The 19,944-nt window shown below is 38.4% G+C and carries 14 protein-coding genes; 2 read left to right on the top strand and 12 right to left on the bottom strand.

Annotation, left to right across the window (positions count from 1 at the left end; genetic code table 11):
- Positions 1 to 200: 200 nt before the first annotated feature.
- Positions 201 to 983, bottom strand: a complete 783-nt coding sequence (locus ABIE66_RS07265) for a TerC family protein (RefSeq protein WP_289324233.1) — start codon at positions 981 to 983, stop codon at positions 201 to 203.
- Positions 984 to 1,242: 259 nt separating this feature from the next.
- Entirely contained in the window at positions 1,243 to 2,802 is a 1,560-nt protein-coding gene (locus ABIE66_RS07260; RefSeq protein WP_370014308.1) for an aldehyde dehydrogenase family protein, read from the bottom strand.
- A 911-nt stretch (positions 2,803 to 3,713) separates the two neighbouring features.
- Here ABIE66_RS07260 and ABIE66_RS07255 point away from each other — a divergent pair.
- The gene (locus ABIE66_RS07255) at positions 3,714 to 4,907 is read left to right on the top strand and encodes an FtsW/RodA/SpoVE family cell cycle protein (RefSeq protein ID WP_289324231.1); all 1,194 of its coding nucleotides are present in this window, start codon (positions 3,714 to 3,716) and stop codon (positions 4,905 to 4,907) included.
- A gap of 116 nt (positions 4,908 to 5,023) precedes the next feature.
- Here the strand turns inward: ABIE66_RS07255 and nhaC are convergent, their stop codons facing one another.
- The 7 genes from nhaC to ABIE66_RS07220 form a co-directional block, all read right to left on the bottom strand.
- Positions 5,024 to 6,424, bottom strand: coding sequence for a Na+/H+ antiporter NhaC (nhaC, locus tag ABIE66_RS07250; protein WP_370014307.1), 1,401 nt, complete (start codon positions 6,422 to 6,424; stop codon positions 5,024 to 5,026).
- 759 nt (positions 6,425 to 7,183) lie between these two features.
- Complete coding sequence (locus ABIE66_RS07245; protein ID WP_289324229.1) at positions 7,184 to 8,131, bottom strand: AEC family transporter; 948 nt, start codon at positions 8,129 to 8,131, stop codon at positions 7,184 to 7,186.
- 121 nt (positions 8,132 to 8,252) lie between these two features.
- Entirely contained in the window at positions 8,253 to 9,947 is a 1,695-nt protein-coding gene (locus ABIE66_RS07240) for an NAD-dependent malic enzyme (RefSeq protein ID WP_370014306.1), read from the bottom strand.
- 297 nt (positions 9,948 to 10,244) lie between these two features.
- Entirely contained in the window at positions 10,245 to 10,952 is a 708-nt protein-coding gene (locus tag ABIE66_RS07235; protein WP_289324227.1) for a response regulator, read from the bottom strand.
- Position 10,953: 1 nt separating this feature from the next.
- Positions 10,954 to 12,549: a DcuS/MalK family sensor histidine kinase gene (dcuS, locus tag ABIE66_RS07230; RefSeq protein ID WP_370014305.1), complete on the bottom strand. Its 1,596-nt coding sequence runs from the start codon at positions 12,547 to 12,549 to the stop codon at positions 10,954 to 10,956.
- 964 nt (positions 12,550 to 13,513) lie between these two features.
- The gene (locus ABIE66_RS07225) at positions 13,514 to 13,681 is read right to left on the bottom strand and encodes a hypothetical protein (protein WP_370014304.1); all 168 of its coding nucleotides are present in this window, start codon (positions 13,679 to 13,681) and stop codon (positions 13,514 to 13,516) included.
- A gap of 70 nt (positions 13,682 to 13,751) precedes the next feature.
- Complete coding sequence (locus ABIE66_RS07220; RefSeq protein ID WP_289324225.1) at positions 13,752 to 15,326, bottom strand: peptide chain release factor 3; 1,575 nt, start codon at positions 15,324 to 15,326, stop codon at positions 13,752 to 13,754.
- A gap of 910 nt (positions 15,327 to 16,236) precedes the next feature.
- On the opposite strand from ABIE66_RS07220, the gene ABIE66_RS07215 reads away from it, so the two are divergent.
- On the top strand, positions 16,237 to 16,440 hold the full coding sequence (locus tag ABIE66_RS07215; protein ID WP_289324224.1) for a cold-shock protein: 204 nt from the start codon (positions 16,237 to 16,239) through the stop codon (positions 16,438 to 16,440).
- 152 nt (positions 16,441 to 16,592) lie between these two features.
- On the opposite strand, the gene ABIE66_RS07210 is transcribed toward ABIE66_RS07215, so the two are convergent.
- Genes ABIE66_RS07210 through ABIE66_RS07200 form a run of 3 tightly spaced genes read right to left on the bottom strand, consistent with a single transcriptional unit; the run spans position 16,593 to position 19,808 of the window.
- The gene (locus ABIE66_RS07210; RefSeq protein WP_370014303.1) at positions 16,593 to 18,554 is read right to left on the bottom strand and encodes a DUF6449 domain-containing protein; all 1,962 of its coding nucleotides are present in this window, start codon (positions 18,552 to 18,554) and stop codon (positions 16,593 to 16,595) included.
- Complete coding sequence (locus ABIE66_RS07205; RefSeq protein ID WP_289324222.1) at positions 18,529 to 19,428, bottom strand: ABC transporter ATP-binding protein; 900 nt, start codon at positions 19,426 to 19,428, stop codon at positions 18,529 to 18,531. Before ABIE66_RS07205 ends, ABIE66_RS07210 begins: the two co-directional genes overlap by 26 nt.
- Positions 19,425 to 19,808: a GntR family transcriptional regulator gene (locus ABIE66_RS07200; RefSeq protein WP_370014301.1), complete on the bottom strand. Its 384-nt coding sequence runs from the start codon at positions 19,806 to 19,808 to the stop codon at positions 19,425 to 19,427. The genes ABIE66_RS07205 and ABIE66_RS07200 overlap by 4 nt, the downstream gene beginning before the upstream one ends.
- Positions 19,809 to 19,944: the final 136 nt, after the last annotated feature.

Raw genomic sequence — 19,944 nt, 5'->3', positions numbered from 1 at the left:
TTTATTACAGTGCAATTACAGTAAAATATCTTTTTACGGATTTTTTTGCAATCCAATGGGACAATTGTCATTTTTCTAACCGGAATTTAATATTCACATCTTTTAACATATCATTCGTAAACTTACCTGCTCTTTTGAGGGTCACTCCATAAATACATTAAAAAGCAAAAAAAATAGGCGTGACAAGCACGCCTGTTTTTTTAAGCTTCCTGTATTTTTTTCTCTTCTTTCGCTTTTTTTTCTTTTTTGCTTGAAATGATCCATGCACCTGCCGCAATTCCAATCAATACGGTCCAAAAAATCGATTTCCAAAGAGTTGATTCAGGGAAATGATGATCGATGACAGCCAGTGAAGGGTGCGCGAGTGTGTGTACCGCCAATTTCACTCCAACCCAACCCACAATCAAAAATGCTGCCGTTTCGAGTGAAGGACGCTGATGAAGCAACTTCACGAATGCATTTGCTGCAAATCGCATAATGATCAAACCAATCATACCGCCGAGGAACATGACAGCGAATTGCCCTCCGTCAATACCGCCGACTTTCATCCAGCCTGTTGCAGGAAGTGTAACAGCCAGTGCTACGGCAGCCAACATGGAATCGATTGCGAAAGCTATATCAGCCGCTTCAACCTTTACCACGGTCATCCAGAAGCCAGATTGCTTTTTAGGCTTTGTGATTTCCTTCTCACCTTTAACAGCGTATTTTTTGTAAATGTTCTGAAAAGCAATGAAAAGTAAATAAATCGCACCGATTGCTTGAATTTGCCACACGTCGATAAGAAAGGAAATAAGGAATAAACTTGCAAAGCGGAAAACAAAAGCTCCCATCAGACCATAAAACAAGGCTTTTCGCTGTTGTTCTTTTGGTAAATGCTTAACCATGACAGCCATGACGACTGCATTATCCGCAGCAAGTATCCCTTCCAATCCAACCAAGATAAGAAGGACCCAGCCGTATTCCAATAATATTGATGCTTCCATCCATTCAACCTCCAATAGTTTTTATTCCCTCCCTATCGGCAATGGCAAAATAAAAAGACCTCTGCCGTATAGGCAAAGGTCTTGCTGAACATGAAAACATGTCAACAAAGCCGATGAATGTTTCCATTCACGTAATGACGACTTTGTTTTAGGGCGAACCCTAACGCTACTCCCCTTTGAAAAGGAAAATCAGTTATTAAGTATATTGATAGTATACGCGCTCGTTATGAAAATAACAATCTTTTTTTATTATTGGATCTCATTTTCGTTTCCCTTTGGTTAATTTAATCAATTGCAAATATTCTTTGCCAAAACGAATCCAGTTCGGTCTTGCAGAAAAGTAGTTCTGAAACAGCGATAAAAAACTCGTGTATTTCCCCTCATATGGATACCATTGGATTTCTGAATTCTTTTTACCTTTATCGACCATGACCGCTTTTTCATGACAGAAAATCTTCAATCCATGCTCGCCATGATAGCGGCCAATGCCACTTTGTTTGGCACCGCCAAATGGTAAATGATGATTAGCAACAGTAATTAGCACATCATTGATCGTCACCGCTCCTGTTACTAACTGTGACGCAATCCGGCTTGCTTTTTCCCTGTCCATCGTCCAAACGCTCGAATTAAGTCCATATTCACTTTCATTTGCTAGGGCGATCACTTCCTCCTCCGTGTCGAAAGGCATAACGGGCAACACGGGTCCGAACGTTTCTTCTTTCATGATTTTCATGGAATGATCGACATTGGACAGAATCGTCGGCGGAATGAAATGGGTCTGTCCCCTTTTCCACTCTTTCGGAGGTGTTCCTGTTTCAATTATCGCCCCCTTAGTCAGTGCGTCCTCTAGGTGTCCAGCCACAACATCAACCTGTGCCGGGAAAGTCATTGAACCGATATCATCCTTTAATTGCATTCCCTGCCTCATGGACTTCGTTTTTTCTTTAAGAAGCATTAGGAATTCCTTATAAACAGTACGTTCTACATAAACCCTTTCAACACTCATGCAAACCTGCCCGCTGTTCGTAAAAGCCCCCCAAAGAGCCCCGTTCACTGCCCGTTCCAGGTTAGCATCACGCAAAACGATCATCGGATCCTTCCCGCCAAGCTCCAGAGTCGTTGGGATCAGTTGTCTTGCTGCCACCTCACCAATCATTTTTCCGGTCCTTACAGACCCAGTAAAAAATATATAATCCGGTTTTCGCTCAGTCAACTCTGCACCCAATTCTTTTCCCCCATGGGCAAATTGTATCGTTCCCTCTGGGAAACCAGCTTCAAGAAACAGATTTTCGATGCAAACCCCAACTAATGGAGTTACTTCTGATGGCTTGGCGATGACTGTATTTCCCGCTGCTAGAGCATTAAGAATGGGGACCATCGAGAGCTGAAGCGGATAATTCCATGGGGAAATGACGAGAATCGTTCCCCGGGGCATATAATGGACATATGATTTTTTACCAATTAATATGAGTGGAGTGGTTACCTTCTGTCCGGAAAGAGTTTTCACTGCATGTTTCTCGATATGCTTGATTGCATCAATGGTTGGCATGATGTCAGCAACCAGTGCTTCAATTTTCACTTTTCCCGTATCTTTTGAAATGACTTCCGCAATTTCATCCATTTTTTCAACCATCAATAAACGAAGACGTTTTAAATAGTGCAGCCTTTCCTTGATGGGAAGATTCGACCATGCTTTGAACGCATGTCTTGATTTCTTATATATATGAGGTATCGACGTCAATGGCGTTGGATCGATTTCTGCAATCTTCTCACCTGTTGCCGGAGAAAACACTTCCCACTTGTCATGTATTTTTTCCATAACTACTCCCCTTGCTTTTACCTTATTTTTATATGGTATTCATAATCATTTTTATACTTTGAATATTAACCGACCATAGCCGGAATCCCTTCCCTGAAATCAGGACATACCATTCCAGAAGTAAATCCTTTTTGGCTGCAGTCTTGTCAAAACGCCCATTTCAAGTGCAATAATCAAGGGTTTCTTTTTCCACTCCTAAATAGGCCCATAAAGACGTATAGATAAGAGCACATTGCTTAGTACCCTTGTATATGTCTTTTGGTCTTTTCTTATACAGATTCATCAACGAAAAGTTCATAAATTGCACTCGCCGTACAGAAGTGGAATCAGTTAAATGATAGGTTTTCCCTGCACCCTCTTTATATAATGCCAGACACACAGTAGCCTGTATAATATTATTGATTGGAACCAGGTTCACTACCGTTTCTCTCTCCGATGGGATATATGGAAAATAGGGAGGAAGCTTAGGCTATCAATAAAATCAAGGATGAAATGGGGACCATCGAATTTAATCGTTTCCCCTGTTTGGTTCTTAACAATCCCGAGATTATTTCGATAGAATCTCTTCTGCTTTAAAAAGTAGTTATGCTCATGAAATCCATCCCTCTCACCATTGAATAGTAATCTTCTCCACATAACAGCACCACAAAAATGGAATATATAGTAAAAAGTTTTCTTTATTAAAAGGAGTATTCACGTTTGCTATCGAAGGTAATGTATAGGAATCCGAATTCGGCTATAAGCAAAAAAGAAATCCGGCAGACAAGTTTATCAGGTTTTAGTGTTTAATGTTGGGTAATGGAGGATAAATTCATATTATCGAATAAAAATTATTATCTATATAACCGATTTTCCGTTACTATATAAGAAGGCGATTTTTTCGCGCATACATATTTGAGGTGAGCGCACAAGTGAAAAGAATAATTAAAGCATACGACTTCCCTATTTTCATCGCTGTCGTATTACTCTGTTTGTTTGGTTTAGTCATGATTTACAGTTCGAGTATGATTACTGCTGTTGCTCGATACGGCCAGCCCATGGATTTCTTCTTTGAGAAACAAAAAACGGCCTTTCTCATTTCATTCCTGGCAATGATTGTCACGATGATTCTTCCTTATAAGATGTACAAAAACAAAATGTTCTTGATGTCTATGATGTTTGGAATGGCCGGTATCCTTTTGCTGCTATTTATCTTCGGCCACACAGCAGGAAATGCCACAAGTTGGTTCAAGGTAGGGTCTAAATCGATCCAACCTGCGGAATTTTCCAAATTAGCCATGATCATTTATCTTGCAGCCATTTACGGAAAAAGGCAGGATCGTATCAATAGTATTGATAAAGCCGTCATCCCCCCGATTTTCTTTCTGGTATTCATCTGTTTTTTAATCGGTATACAGCCTGACTATGGAACGGCAGCTGTCATTTTCCTGATTTCAAGTACCATGATCATTTCATCCGGGATGTCCTTTAAGAGTATATTCAAACTCTCTTTGATTACTGCGATATTCGTTGCCATATTTGCATTAGGAGTACTCGTTACAGGAAATTTCTCATCCATTCTCTCTGAAAATAAGGTGTCTCGTTTTACGGGGTTTGCTGATCCTTTTGGAACGGCAGGAGAAAGCGGGTATCAACTCGTGAATTCATTATTCGCAATAGGATCCGGTGGCCTTACTGGAGTGGGACTTGGTGACAGTGTACAAAAATACGGGTACTTGCCTGAATCACATACTGATTTCATCATGTCTGTCATTGCAGAAGAGCTCGGGATATTCGGAGTGGGATTCGTTCTATTGACACTTGGTTTTATCGTCCTAAGGGGATATGTACTTTCAGCAAAATGCAAAGATCCATTTGGAAGTCTTTTATTGATAGGCATCTCATCCATGATCGGCATTCAAGTTGGCATCAACGTTGGCGGAGTGACTGGACTTATCCCAATTACAGGGATCACTCTTCCATTCATCAGTTATGGGGGATCTTCCTTACTGCTACTCATGCTTTCAATGGGCATTTTCCAAAATGTCGTAATGCGAATGAATTTACTTGAACAGAAAGAAAAGGTCGTGTCCATCCCAAAAGATGAGATTGCGTCTTCAAAATAAGCGATCAACTTCTTTACCCCCTGACTTTGCAGTTCATGTCAGGGGGTTTTTCCCTTCTCTCAAGGTTATGGAAGTTCATATAAAAAAACAGGCAGTCGAAACGACCGCCTGTTTTTTCATTTATAATGGATACCTATTTTCGTAAAGCCCGAAATCAAACTAAGCAAAGGGCAAAGTAAGCAAAAGAATGCAAATGGGGCATATTCAAGGGTTGAAACACCCAATACCTGTGTCAAGAATACACCGCAGACACCCCAAGGAACCAGAGGATTCACAACCGTTCCCGCATCTTCAAGTACCCTCCCAAGCGTTTTTGGCTGTAAGCCTAAATCTTCATATTTCTGCTGAAAGGCTTTCCCAGGCAGTATAACTGACAAATACTGTTCCCCCACTAGGAAATTCACGCTGATTCCTGCAAATACGGTAGCTGAAATCACTTTCGCTACACTCGTCAATGAATCCTGGACCGCATTTAAAATAGAAGGGATGACTCCTAATTCAAACAATAGTCCGCCCATCGCCAATGCCAACAACACCATCGAAACGGAGAACATCATACTTTCAATGCCGCCCCGCGATAGGATTGAGTCAAGTTGATCCATTCCACTCTTAAGTACAAAACCGCCGTATAAGATATCCGCTAGTTTTGCAACGGTCAAACTTGGCGTTTGTATGAAAGCAATGACAGCCGCCGAAACGATTCCTGCTGACAATGTCGGAATCGCCGACACCTTTTTCAAAGCCATGACTAGAACGATGACAAACGGAATCAAACTCAATATGCTAATGTTCGTTTCCATTTCCAAGGCTTTGGTCATGGCTTCAACCTCCTCAACACGAGCCAGTTTGACATTCGGTGAAAGGAAGTAAAAGATGATAAGTGATATTAAAAAACCTGGAATCGTTGTCCACTGCATATTATTAATATGTTCAAATAATGGTACTCCAACCGTTCCCGAAGCAAGGTTGGTCGAGTCGGATAATGGAGACATTTTATCCCCAAGAAATGCACCTGAAATGATTGCACCGGCTGTAATTGCCAACGATAAATCCATCGCCGCCGCCATACCTATGAAAGCAACTCCGATCGTGGCTGATGTTGTAAGTGAACTCCCGATACAGAGCCCAATTAGCGAACACACCAGAAATGTGACCGCATAGAAATATTCACCAGAAATCCAGTCAAACCCATAGTACATGATGGTAGGGATCGTTCCGCTTGCCATCCAGATCGAAATTAGCATTCCAATGAAAAAGAATATATAGATAGCTCCCATACCAGAAACTGCACCTTTGACGATAGCCGCCTCCATAATCGAAAATGGCAGCTTCTTGATCTTTCCATAAACAAATAGAAATAGGATAGCAGCTATTATTGGAATATGGGGGGCCAGTCCATAATGTATGATACCAATTGCAATGATTAAGAAAAGAACTGCCAAAACCCCGATTGCTTCAGGTAAGGAGAGTTTTAGCTTTGCATCTTCAAGACGCATGATGTATTTCCCCGCTTTCATGTTGTGTATTCTCTGAGGTAAGGATCTGACCTTTTCACTCCTCATAATTACTGAAACGCTTTTAAGCACTAAAGTTACTAGCTAAATATAAAGGAGTTTCAGGAGATTGTCAAAGGAATAATAATCTATTTTAGTAGGATTCGATTCTTCATTTCCTTTTTATCACAAAACGAAAACCCATACTTCGCTTCGTATAGGTTCGGCCTAGTATACCCTAAGATATAAGTCCTCTTCTTTGCTTAGCCCCCAAAGGCCCTGTCTTAATCCAATACCGATGTCCCTACAACCCTTTCAGTATGTCGCAGTCCCACCTAAATGAACAGCAAACCGTTCCTAATCATCAGATAATTTGGCTTTTTAACTTAGCGATTAATGTGTACAAACTACGTCTTGTAAGTAAAAAAATGATTCCTGTACACCGAAGATTTAGACTTTTAAGTTCATCAGCTGCTGCATACGAATATGTAATTACAAAAATCCTTTTATTATAATCTTATTTTGATTAATAGCGAATTTTTGCAATTGATACTATTTGCGACGTATTTTCCTGGACTTACACCTTTAATCAAACGCCATGCAAACCCTTTAAACTATCTATCTATTTTATTAATTTACCTTCACCTTTAACATAGCCTTAAATAAAAATGGCCAACATCTCCTCTTTTCAAAAAAAGGATAATGTTATACAATAAGTTTGTTAAGTATTTCACAAACTTTCGTTGAAAAGTATCCATCCAAGAAGGATGGATACTTAGAAGGCTACATTAACAAGGATATATAGATAGGTAATGTAATTAAAGATAGAATGGTACTAATTACAAATGAAGATGCTGTCTCAGTTGATAAAGAATCAAATCTAGTTGAAATCATTGCTGCTACAGCAGATCCTGGAAATGATACTAGCAAAATAGCTTTTATTGTATCTGCATGATCAAGGCCAATTAGATGAGCGACCAGCATCATATATAATGGAATAGCCACAACTTTTAAAATGGAAATACCAAAAGCAATTGGTCGTAAGCTAATCTTACGGATACCCACGGTTACACCTACAGCAAATAATGCAACCCCAGATGTCACTGACCCAATTTGATCAAGCGCATTTTTTATGATATCCGGTGCCTGGAACCCTAATAGTGTTAATACAACAGCAAGTAAAGGAATACATGCAAGCGGTTCGCTAAGACCATGCAAAACGATACCCAGAATGTTTGTTTTTTCATCTTTAGATTTACCCAATCTGGATTGTCCGACCGTACCAACTATTGTTGCTAATGGATCCAGAAGGGCATTCACCACAATACCCGTAATCGCAATAGGTATAGCTATCTCTTGCGCCCCAAACAAACTGCCTAATACAGAAATCCCCATAAAAGCAAAGGCTGGCTGAGTTGCGTTTAATGAAAACATAGATGCTGCAGTCAAATCGTATTTAAACACCAAACGAGCCACTATTAAAAGGATAATGTAAAAGCCAATAACACCTATGGTCATAGTTAAGAAAAATGACCATTGATTAATTAAGGTTTGTTTTGAGGTTGTTGTGATCCCAATGAATAAGTGTGCAGGTAAAGCAAATTTTGTAACTAACGTATTAAGCCCTTTGGAGGATTCTGAATTAAAAATTTTAAAATAGCCACCCAAATAACCAATAATAATTGTAAAAAAGATTGGTATTAATGTTAAAAATATATTCCCAATATTCACTAGAGATGCACTTCTCTTTCCAAAAAATTGTCCAATTTAAAAGATTCTACTAAGGCTGACTTATACGGAGATTCCCCTAAAACGGATCCCCTTTCTTTTGTGACAACAATATAATCTGGCTTTATTTCCCATGAATAGTTTTGTACTCCGGCTTCCACATGGAATCTGTTATTGCTTTTTCAATATCTGTTATATCCGCTTTCGCAATTCCTTCTTCGATGGCTGTCTTTGCCACTTCAATGGCTACAGATTTAGAAACCTCTTGCAATTGTTTGATTGAAGGGAGTAAAGAAGCACCATGCTTACTGCTATCCGATAATCTTGAAACAGCAGATGAGGCTGCTGCAAGCATGCCCTTAGAGATTTTTGTTGCTTCTGCGACAATTGCACCAAGTCCAAGTCCTGGGAAAATATATGCATTATTAGATTGTCCGATTGTATAAATCACATCATTATAGTCAACATCATCAAACGGGCTTCCTGTCGCTATTAAGGCTTTACCTTGAGTCCACTTTATTAGGTCTTCAGGAACAGCTTCCGCTAAGGGAGTCGGATTTGACATCGGCATAATAATAGGATGTTCCACGTGCTTTGCCATTTCTTTTACAACTTCTTCTGAGAATGCCCCTGTTTGACCAGATGTGCCGATTAAGATGGTTGGTTTAACCTTTTTTATTACCTCTAATAATGGAATGATTCCGACTTCATTCCGATTCCATCCCTCGACTTCTTCAGCTTTCCGGCAATACGACTTTTGGAATTTCAAAACATCTGGAATGTCATCTATCAACAATCCACGATAATCGACGGCCCAAAAGTGACCATATGCCTCTTCTCTGGAAACGCCATCTAGGATCATGGCTTCAACCATTTGATCAGCATTACCGATTCCTGCTGCACCTGGACCAAAAACAACAACTCTTTGTTCCTTTAAAGGAACACCAGTTACTTGTAAGGCAGACATTACGGCGGCTAGTGTTACTGCACCTGTACCTTGTATATCATCATTAAAAGTGAGAATTTTGTCGCCATAATTATCGATTATATTTCGTGCATTTATATTTCCAAAGTCTTCCCAGTGAAGTAATGCCCTTGGGAAGAAGGCTTGAGACTTTTTAACAAATAAATCAATGAATTCGGTGTATTCATCACCGCGAACACGCCCAAACCTGTTACCAATATACAGTGGATCACTAATCAGGCTTTCATTGTCTGTCCCAACATCCAGGACAATAGGTAGCACCCTGCTTGGATCAATTCCCGCAGCTGCTGTGTAGACTGCCAATTTGCCAATGGCTATGTTAATTCCACCAACTCCCTGATCCCCGATTCCAAGAATACTTTCAGAATCTGTAACAACGATTAAATCGATATCATCAGATGAAAGGTCCAGGTTTTTAAATGCATCTTCCATTCCCTCCATATTATCAATAGAAAGGTATAGACCTCCTGGACGGTGATATTCTTGGGAGTACTGTTGAATGGCCTCTCCTACAGTAGGTGTGTAAATGATCGGCAGTATTTCACTTAGATGGTCTTTAAGTAGACGGTAAAACAGTACCACATTCCTATTAAATAAATCATATAACATTCCATTCTTCCGAATATTGCTAGGTTGAGTGGAGAATTGTTCATAAGCTCTTTTTACTTGTTCCTCAAGAGTAAGCACCTGGGATGGTAGCAAGCCTACCAATCCTAGTTCATTTCTTTCTTCCTTAGTGAAAGCAACCCCTTTATTAATAAAGGGGTTTGACAGAACACCTTTTCCTCTTAAAGTTGTTTCCAAACCCTTTTTTGTCTTTTCATAAGCTGTCATAGACGTTCCCTCTTCCTAAAGATGTATATTTAAAAATGATCATTACCAGGCAATAGAGTATATTCTTCCCTGGGGAAGTGTAATTACTAAAAGAAAACTGTAAAAAGGAAAATAAATATACAGCACATAAAAACTTAAATATTTCCTCATTACTGCTTATTTGTTCAATCTTGTGAAAAAATTTTTTAATAACTCAATCGCCAGTCTATATCTTAGTAGTCATTTACGGAGGACACTAGCTTATTTAACTAATTTTAGTATTATGTAATTAAAAAAAGTAAGCAGCCATTTGGCTGCTTACAGATAACGTTGAATAATATGGCTCTTGTCATCATTAAACTTGTGTTGGGATACTGGTCGGCCTACCGTTCCATAGATTACCTTAACATCAAGGACACCGATATCCTTCATGAATTTTAAATATTTCCTTACTGATACCCTGGATATACCCGCCACATTTACGACTTCCTCTGTTGAAAAGGGAGCTTTTTTTAATACCAGTATTACATTCCATATAATCTTTAAGGTATCTTGAGCTAATCCTTTCGGTAGTTCCTCTGGTAAGTGAATTTCTTCTTGATGCAAAATTCGATAATCCAATTCTTCTTGATTTAGCATATTTTTATCTTGAATAAAATCTGATTTGTTCCGATATGCTGATAAGGCCGCGTTAAAACGTTCAAATTCAAACGGCTTAATTAAATAATCAACAGCACCTAGTCTTAATGCTTTCTGAATCCTCTCAATGTCCGACGCAGCAGAAATGACAATAACATCTATCTCTTTTTCACTTTCTCGAATTTGTGAGAGTAAATCGAGTCCATTTTTCCCAGGCATGAAAATGTCTAATAGAACTAACCCTATTCTTTGATTTTCCAATACATTCAGAGCTTGATCCACTGAGGAACAGACAGCAGCTAATTCGTAGCCATCGACTTGATTCAAATAGCGCTTATTGAACTCTGCAACCATCGGGTCATCTTCTACGATCATTACCTTAATCATCCTACATCATCCTTGCTTTGTATGGTATATAAACCACAAACGTTGTTTCTTGACCTTCTTTTGAACTAATATTGAGATCTCCGCCTAGCTTATCTAGGCTTGCCTTAACCAAATATAAACCAATCCCCCTGTCCTCTCCTTTTGTTGTATATCCTTTTAGAAGGATATGATTAAGATTGGCATCAGATATTCCCTTTCCAGTATCATGAACTTCAATAGTTAAAATATCATCTGCATAATCAAACTTTAATTCAATTCGTTTAACGGGCCTTTTTTCTACTGCTTCTATAGCATTGTCAATCAAATTTCCTATTATCGTAATTAGCTCATGAGTAATCGCTGCATTTTCTGGTTCTGGCAATTGAAAGTCAGAGGATAATGCCAGCTTAGCACCTGCTTCCCTGGCATAACTTAGTTTTCCAATTAAAAAACCGGCTAGTACTGGATCTTTAACGGTTTTGGTAATAAAGCCAATCTCGTTTTCTCTGTGGTCAACAAGATCACTAATATATGCTGCAAGCTGATCATAATAATGCATATGCACCATACCAAGTATTACATGAAGTTTGTTCATGAATTCGTGCGACTGGGCCCTTAACGATTCAGCATATAAGCGGACTCCAGTCAGCTGTTCCGCCAGCAGATGTATTTCTGTTTTATCACGAAATGTAGCCACAGCCCCTACGATTTCATCCTTCACAAATACTGGTACCCTATTCACTAGTAAGACACTATCTTTTAAATCCTGCTCTTTATCTAATTCGACTTTTCCGGTCTCTAGGATTCTATCCAGGTTTGAGTCAGGCATATAACTAGTTACCTTTTTACCCGTTGGATTTTCATTAATACCCGCGTTTTTAAATATCTTTAAAGCTGCTTTGTTTACGAGAGTAATGGTTGAACTCTGATCTACCGCTATGATTCCCTCCCGAACTGATTGTAAAATGGCATTTCGCTCTTTTAAAACCTTCGCAATAGCAAAAGGTTCCAGCCCAAATAATATTTTCTTTATATACCTTGCCAACAGTATTGCACCGGCAATTCCGGTTAATATTCCAAAAACTGTTCCTACATAAATATTAAAACGGCTTTTTAAAACAGCATCATTAACTTTTTGAAGAGAAATACCGACCACCACGGCTCCAATTTGATTATCCTCTGAATCATACACAGGGGTGAAAGAACGCAAAGATCTGCCTAAAGTTCCTTTGGAAATAGAAATGTGCTCTCTACCTCTTAATACATCTTTCTCATCCCCTCCAACAAATTTTTTTCCTATTTTACTTGGATCGGGGTGAGTTTTCCGGATTCCATTATTATCGATTATTACTACAAATTCTACATCTGTAGATTTTTTTATCCTATTGGTAAATTGCTGAACTTCCTGATTGTTCTCATTTCCACTTAACGCTTCAATTACAAGCGGCGTTTGTGCTGCCATACGTGCTACATTTACTGCTTTTTCAGTCTGGCTATTTTCTATAGTATCCGCAACTGTTTGGCTAATAAGAATATCTGTAATGAATAATGAAAGGGCTACTACCCCACACACCAGTATCATAATAGTAAACTGTAGACTCCATTTCCCTTTTTTCACTTCTACACACCTCTTTGGTCTAAAAACTCTATTCTTTAAGGAAGATACTTTTATGTTAAGTATGTTCATTTTGCTTACATCACACAATTCTTCGGTACTTTATCAAGTTCCAAAAAGGTAGCCAAGTGATTTAAATCATTGTGTTGAGATATATATAACCTAACCGTTTGCCAATGGTATCCTTAAAAATACTGATTCATCTATAATATTTTCCAAATATTAAAACAGGCTATACCTTCGTAGGCTTGGATATAAATATTCAAAATCTTACTAGCACCGTCATTAATCTCCTTTCATATATTAACCCCTACATACCTCGGTAGTTCAATATAAGTTATTTTGCTATACTCCTCCTGCACCACGGTTAAAGCCGCAAGTTTTCTATAAGTATTATGCAGTTCATAAGAAGTTTAGCGGAATATCCCAGCAATTCTTACAATGCTCAAAGTTACTACGAATTTCTTATTTAACCTTTCCAATTAGTTACTATTTAATTTTCAAAAATACAGCTGTCTAACATCTTATATCTCCCTGTTTCCGTTTATCTAAAATCCACATGTTTAAAACAGGGGGTAATGATTAAAATACCCGCATTTTCAACAGATTTCAAATCAACAAAGTATTAAGAAAGTACTCAAGGCTTAGACTTAGTCATCAATAGTGTAAAATGGCCTTAACATAGATAAGATTATTTAATTACTAGAGATATGTTAATGATTATGAAATAAGGTTCAGTAATCGTAGACATCAGTGCGGATGTAGACGGGGCAATTGAAACCTATAAATCGAAAATACATGCAAATCCTACATATGTATTTATAACATCAGACTTTATTGTTTATATTACTTTTATCTGGAATCTGTTATTTTTGATTACAAAAAAAAGCTTGCAGATTTAGACCCTAAAAGGGACCTTATTCTAACAAGCTGAACAACCTCCACTATCCGAAGTTTTTCAGTTAAACTATTGATTAAAATGATATACATCCCAAATGTCAGGGGTTTCTGATCCAATGTACCAAGCTGATACTCCGCCTAATTGATTTTGTTTTAACAGGTTTAGTAGAAGCCCGATTGATTTTTTATCTTCAATCCAAACTTGATGCTTTTTCCCATTAGAAGAATATTCCACATAGTTTTGAAAGGTCTTTTCATGCTCCAGATAATGAAAAAAGCCCGTGTATATAACACGGGCTTCTCCATTATTTCAAATCCATTGGATTATATAATTCCACGTCAGGATTTTTATCTTGGAACCAACGTAGTGCAAACTCATTTTCAAATAAGAATGCATATTTATCAAACCGGTCTTTAACAAGAATGCTTCTTGAGCTATGAAGATTTTCATCAAGCTTTTCATCTTCAGCCCAGCGTGTGATCTTACTGCCCATGCGCTCCATCACGACTTCAACATTGTATTCATTCCTCATTCGATGCTCGAATACTTCAAATTGAAGTTGCCCAACCGCACCAAGCAGATATTCTTCCATCCGAACCGTTTTGAAGAGCTGAATTGCTCCTTCTTGTACGAGTTGGTTTATTCCTTTATGGAAATGTTTCTGTTTCATGACGTTTTTAGCTGTTACCCTCATGAATAATTCCGGTGTAAACTGAGGCAGCCTTTCAAACTGAAACATGTCTTTGCTTGTTGTAATCGTATCGCCAATTTGGTAGTTCCCGGTATCATATAAACCGATGATATCTCCGCTTACGGCTTCGTTTACGGTGTTGCGATCATCAGCCATGAATTGAGTAGAAGAAGAAAGGTTGATTGGTTTTCCTGTCCTGCTCAAGTTGACGCTCATTCCACGCTCGAATTTACCGGAGCAGATGCGAAGGAAAGCGATCCGATCACGGTGTTTTGGGTTCATATTCGCCTGGATCTTGAAAATGAATCCAGAAAAATCATTACTGACAGGACTCATTTCACCTGATGTTGTCATCCGTGCTTGTGGAGCTGGTGCAAACTTCAGATAAGCATCCAAAAACGTCTGAACACCAAATGTCGTTAAAGCACTTCCAAAAAATACGGGACTAAGTTTTCCATTCGCAATGTTTTCTTCGGAGAATTGGTTACCCGCTTCCGTCAAAAGCATTATTTCTTCCAAAGTTTGCTCATATAACTGGGAATCCTTAAGTTTATGATCCACTTCGAGTTCACCTTCGTCATTCAACGGAAGGAAACGCTCATCCCCTTCAGTTTTAAACTGTTCAATTCGATTATTGAACCTATCGTAAATGCCCACGAAGTCTTTTCCCATTCCAATCGGCCAGTTCATCGGGTATGTTTCAATACCTAATACCTCTTCAAGTTCGGCAAGCAATTCGAGCGGCATTTTACCTTGTCGGTCCATTTTATTGATAAAAGTGAAAATCGGGATACCCCTCATCCGGCATACTTTGAATAATTTAACCGTCTGGTCCTCGATCCCTTTTGCCGAATCGATGATCATCACGGCGCTATCAACAGCCATCAGTGTACGATATGTGTCTTCACTGAAGTCTTGGTGACCTGGTGTATCGAGAATATTAACACGGAAATCATCATAATCAAATTGCATGACCGAAGATGTAACGGAAATTCCCCGTTGCTTTTCAATCTCCATCCAGTCACTGGTTGCATACTTCCCTGTTTTTCTAGCTTTAACTGTTCCGGCATCACGGATCGCGCCACCAAACAGCAATAATTTTTCTGTCAAAGTCGTTTTCCCGGCATCCGGGTGAGAGATGATTGCGAAGGTCCGTCGGGATTGAACCTCGTCTTTTAATGTAGTCATAAAATTTTCCTTTCATTATTGGAGTCATCAATAAAAAAATTTATAGGAGATTTATTGTATTTTTTTACATTGGAATGGCAACCTTTCTTTGTATGCAAGATCCTGATCATACACAATATATGTAAGAAGGAATATATCATAAGGCTTAAGCCTTGGCTACTCGGCATTCATTTCAATCAACCTTACTATTTTAACACGATATGAAGGAAAGATGTAGAGGTGAATGAATCACCATAAGAGGATTTATACAGATAGCAAAACAAAAGACGCTTAATCAGCGCCCCTTATCCTAATTCATATGGTCATCGTTCATTTTTTTCATTGTTTACCAAACTTATCTTGCTGTTTTCATCGCTTTTTTGCTTTTCCAGCGTTTCTTTACTTCCTTGAATATGATGGGAGCAGCAAAAATAAGGGCCCTTTTTAATAATTTCTTCATTTACATCAGTCCTTTCTTTCTTATCCTATACCCGATTATTTTCGTGAAAAACTTTAATGCCAATTGTTTTTGTAATTTGAAACATAAGGGAAATCAAGACTTTTAACCTCTTGGACTTGGAAACCCCCGTCAAATTTCAATCCAGGAAAATCCTTTCCAGCATTACCGTTATACTTCCCCTCATAAAACTTCCCTAATATTATTTTTCCCAAATGAAAATGTATAAATCACTTCCATTTGTTTTATCCTTTATAAAGGTGGGTATATATTAAAAAACTGGGAATTGCCTCAGAGGATAGATTTAGAAAAGGGTGAATATATCCTATAGGCATTCACACATTATCAAGCATCTTCATATGATTATTTTAACTTGAATGAATGATGGTGTTTGATAATGTGTGAAATTGATTTTTCCATCCAGGGGAAATCATCACCATTAATATTTTTAAAATTTTTAGGAGGATTCATCGAATGACAGTAACAGGTAAAGTAAAATGGTTCAATAGCGACAAAGGATTTGGATTCATCGAGGTACCAAACGAAGAGGATGTATTCGTACATTTTTCCGCCATTCAAGGAGAGGGGTTCAAAAGCCTTGATGAAGGTCAAGAGGTTGAATTTGAGATTGAAGAAGGAAACCGCGGACCTCAAGCTAAAAACGTCGTAAAACTCTAAAGTATAGAAACATAAACATAAGTCATATGCATTGAAAAAGGATGCTCCCCATATTGGGGGGCGTCCTTTATATTTCATTCATTTAAGTTTACCTGGCTTCTCATTCATTTAAGTTTACCTGGCTTCTCATTCATTTAAGTTTACCTGGCTTCTCATTCATTAAAATGATCCAAAATGAAGCCGGGTATATGTTCGCCAGAAAAACTCTTGATGTCCACATCCCTGCTATCTTTATAATAAAAGGCAGCTGAATACTCTCCACCCCAACCGATTTGGGCATTATCAATAGCCGTTTCGATTTCCGAAACCGTGTTAATTTTCAAGCGGTTTTGCTGCTGTCCAATCTGTTGTGCAAGTTCACTCTCTGAATTCGAATTATAAATTTCCGGATTGGTCTTCGCAACCAAAATATATGAGATATCATCAGCCATTAACCGCGCTTCTTCTGCTTGCCCGGTATTTTCCATCCATTTTGAAAACTGAGTATAAGAAGAGTCCCATTTCATATAAATGATTTTGTTATTATTCAAATGAATGTCAATGGAGGCATAATCACCAAAAGAAGTTATCATTTGGGCGAACGACTGATTATTCAGGTCCTCAGACAGTGCCCGCACGGCTGCTTCCAGCTGGTGACCATCCGTGATCGTTACGGATTTGTCCACTTGTCCGCTCGCCGTTATCCTGATTTTAGAAACGTCTTTGGCGGAAACATTCAATAACTCATTAACCGTTTTTTTATATTCACTCGACTCATGAATTTTCGCCAATAGCGGCAGGTAAGAGTCGTAGTTTTGCAAATAATACTCTCTTGCTAACCGTTTTCCATTCTTGAGTTCATATATCAGAAATACGGATTGTCCGTCATTCAATTCACCAACGGAAACATTTTTTCCCTTTTCGATAATTTGCTGATGCAATAACCTGATTGCGTCTATATTTTCCTTCTCTTTAAGATAAGTGGATGCGTTATCTGACGTACCATCCTCAAAAAATATGGGTGAATTGCCAATATATATTTGGCTAATCATCTTTTCATCAGGTACCTTGCCCTTATACTGAATGGGGTCTATTTTTAAAATGAGGGCCAGTATAATAATAACCACCATAAATGCTACATAACCTTTCAGGTTGACCCGTATCCGCCAAGTCTTTTGCAGGACGATTTCCCCTAAATAAAATCCAAGCAAAGAACCGACGATATAACCGAAGAAAATCCACCCAGGTTTTCCTGTCGTTTCGCTAAAATAAAGCCCTGTAAACAACATCATGCATATTGTCAGGCCGAATTTAAATAATGGCTTAATCTTCGGAAAAACGAATGCCTGCGATACATGTTCCAGCTTTCTCCTCTCATAGAGAAAAAGAGAACAAAACAGAAAAAGAACGGTCAAAATACTGTAGATTAATGTATCAACCGAGAAAAGGGTGATTTTCTCCATCTCCGTTGCAGCTAATAAGGGTGAAATGCCATTCATATTGGCACTTAGATAATAATCTGAAGAAAATCCAGCTACCAAAAACTTCAGATTGGCTGCAAACAATATAAACAACCCCACCGGCAAAACAAGAATAATATAGGTGAGCAGACCTTGCAAGGCTGATAATCCTGTCACCATTCCAATTAAAACGGCAACAGAAAAGATCAAAACTTCCAAAATAAAAGTAATCCCCATCCAGGACCAAATATCCGAGATCGTATAAAGCCTTTCTATATCTATTGCCGAGTGGAATAATATCATTATTGAACCTATAAATAAAATAGGCAAACCAATGAAGCCTATCCCCGTCCCTATCATATGAAAATAGATGTTGCGTCTAGTAATCGGTAAACTATGAATAAAATCTGAAGCTTGTTTCATCTGTAAAAACCGAAACAGGAAGATGGCAAGTAATACTGGAATGACGATGACCAAAACAAATTGAATCATCTGCTGACTGGAAAAAAGGTTTTCGAATTCCACATATTCATTATTCTCATTCAAAATAATCGTTAACATTTCCAGAGGCAGTGCAAATATGAGGCCGACGAAATATAGGAAACCAATCCAGCCAGTGCTTCTGAAAATATAGACAATCAGTTCTTTATTAAACCAGGTTATTCTGGATGACATAACCTATATCCCCCATTTCATAAATGAATATCTCCTCTAGGGTAAGGGGGAGAATATCGAATATTTCTGGCTGAAATTGATTAAAGTGCGATTTAATCTTGGATTCTTTACCTTTAACAATGCAAACGATCACGCTGCCGCGTCGTTCCTTGTTAAGAATTTGAATTCCGTGGTATAAACCGTGGGGAATTTTATGTTTAAAGGCAATTTGCACTTTGTGTACATCCGCTTTTAAGTCGTCCAAATCCTTATGGATAACAAGCTCCCCATTATGTAGGATCCCTACATGATCGGCTAAATCTTCAATTTCCCGCAGATTATGGGAGGATATTAAAATCGTCATATCCCTTTCTGAGACATCCTGAATCAATAACTGTTTCACATTCTTACGCATGACCGGATCTAACCCATCAAACGGTTCATCGAGGATGAGAACTTCCGGCATCGTCGAGAGTGCGAGCCAAAAAGCAACCTGCCTCTGCATACCCTTTGATAGTTTATGTATTTTATATTGGAAGGGTATCGGGAATACCTCCTGTAATTGGTTGAAACGTTCTTGATTCCAATCACTATAAATATGGCTATAAAAACCTGCCATTTGCATGATCGTATAGTTAGCCAGGAAATAAGGTGTATCAGGGAGGAAGAAACAACGATTTTTCACATCACGGTTTTCAAACACATATGATCGATCAATAAGAACTTCACCGGCATCCTGTATCAGATTGCCTGAAAGCATTTTTAATAGAGTCGTTTTCCCCGCCCCATTGGAACCTAACAACCCGAATATGGAGCCTTTTTGTATGACCAAGGTGACGTCCTTGATTGCTTCTTTTCCTTCATATAACTTACTCACCTGTTTTATTTCAATCATGAATCTCCCCCCTTTGCCAATGGACTGATTTCTTTTACTAATCTATAAATTTCATGTTTTTCGATTCCGATATACAGAGCTTCAGCGAGAACCTTTGCAAGCTCGTGTCTGATCTTTTCTACTTTTAATGAATTTTTCAAAGATTTAGGAGGTGCCACGAAATTCCCTTTGCCTGGTAAAGTATATATATAACCGTCAGCTTCAAGCTGCTTGTATGCTTTTTGGATTGTATTTGGATTGACCGTCAATTCCTGAGCCAATATTCGAATGGATGGGAGCTGATTATGTTCCTGTAAAACTTCATTGATCATTAGTTCCTTAAACTTATCCATCAATTGCTCATATATCGGCTTTCCACTTTGTACATCCAACTCAAACATCATCAACCCTCCTAGAACAATGGGTGTATTACACTTCCTAATACAGTTTATTATAAAACAATTTCTTCCAATTTAAAACAATAGCCTCCATAAACTCCCTATCATTTTGTTTAATAAGACTTATAGTAGGGAACTA

Source organism: Peribacillus sp. B2I2 (genome assembly GCF_041261685.1).
Lineage (GTDB): Bacteria > Bacillota > Bacilli > Bacillales > DSM-1321 > Peribacillus.
This window is presented reverse-complemented; position numbering and strand designations above follow the sequence as displayed.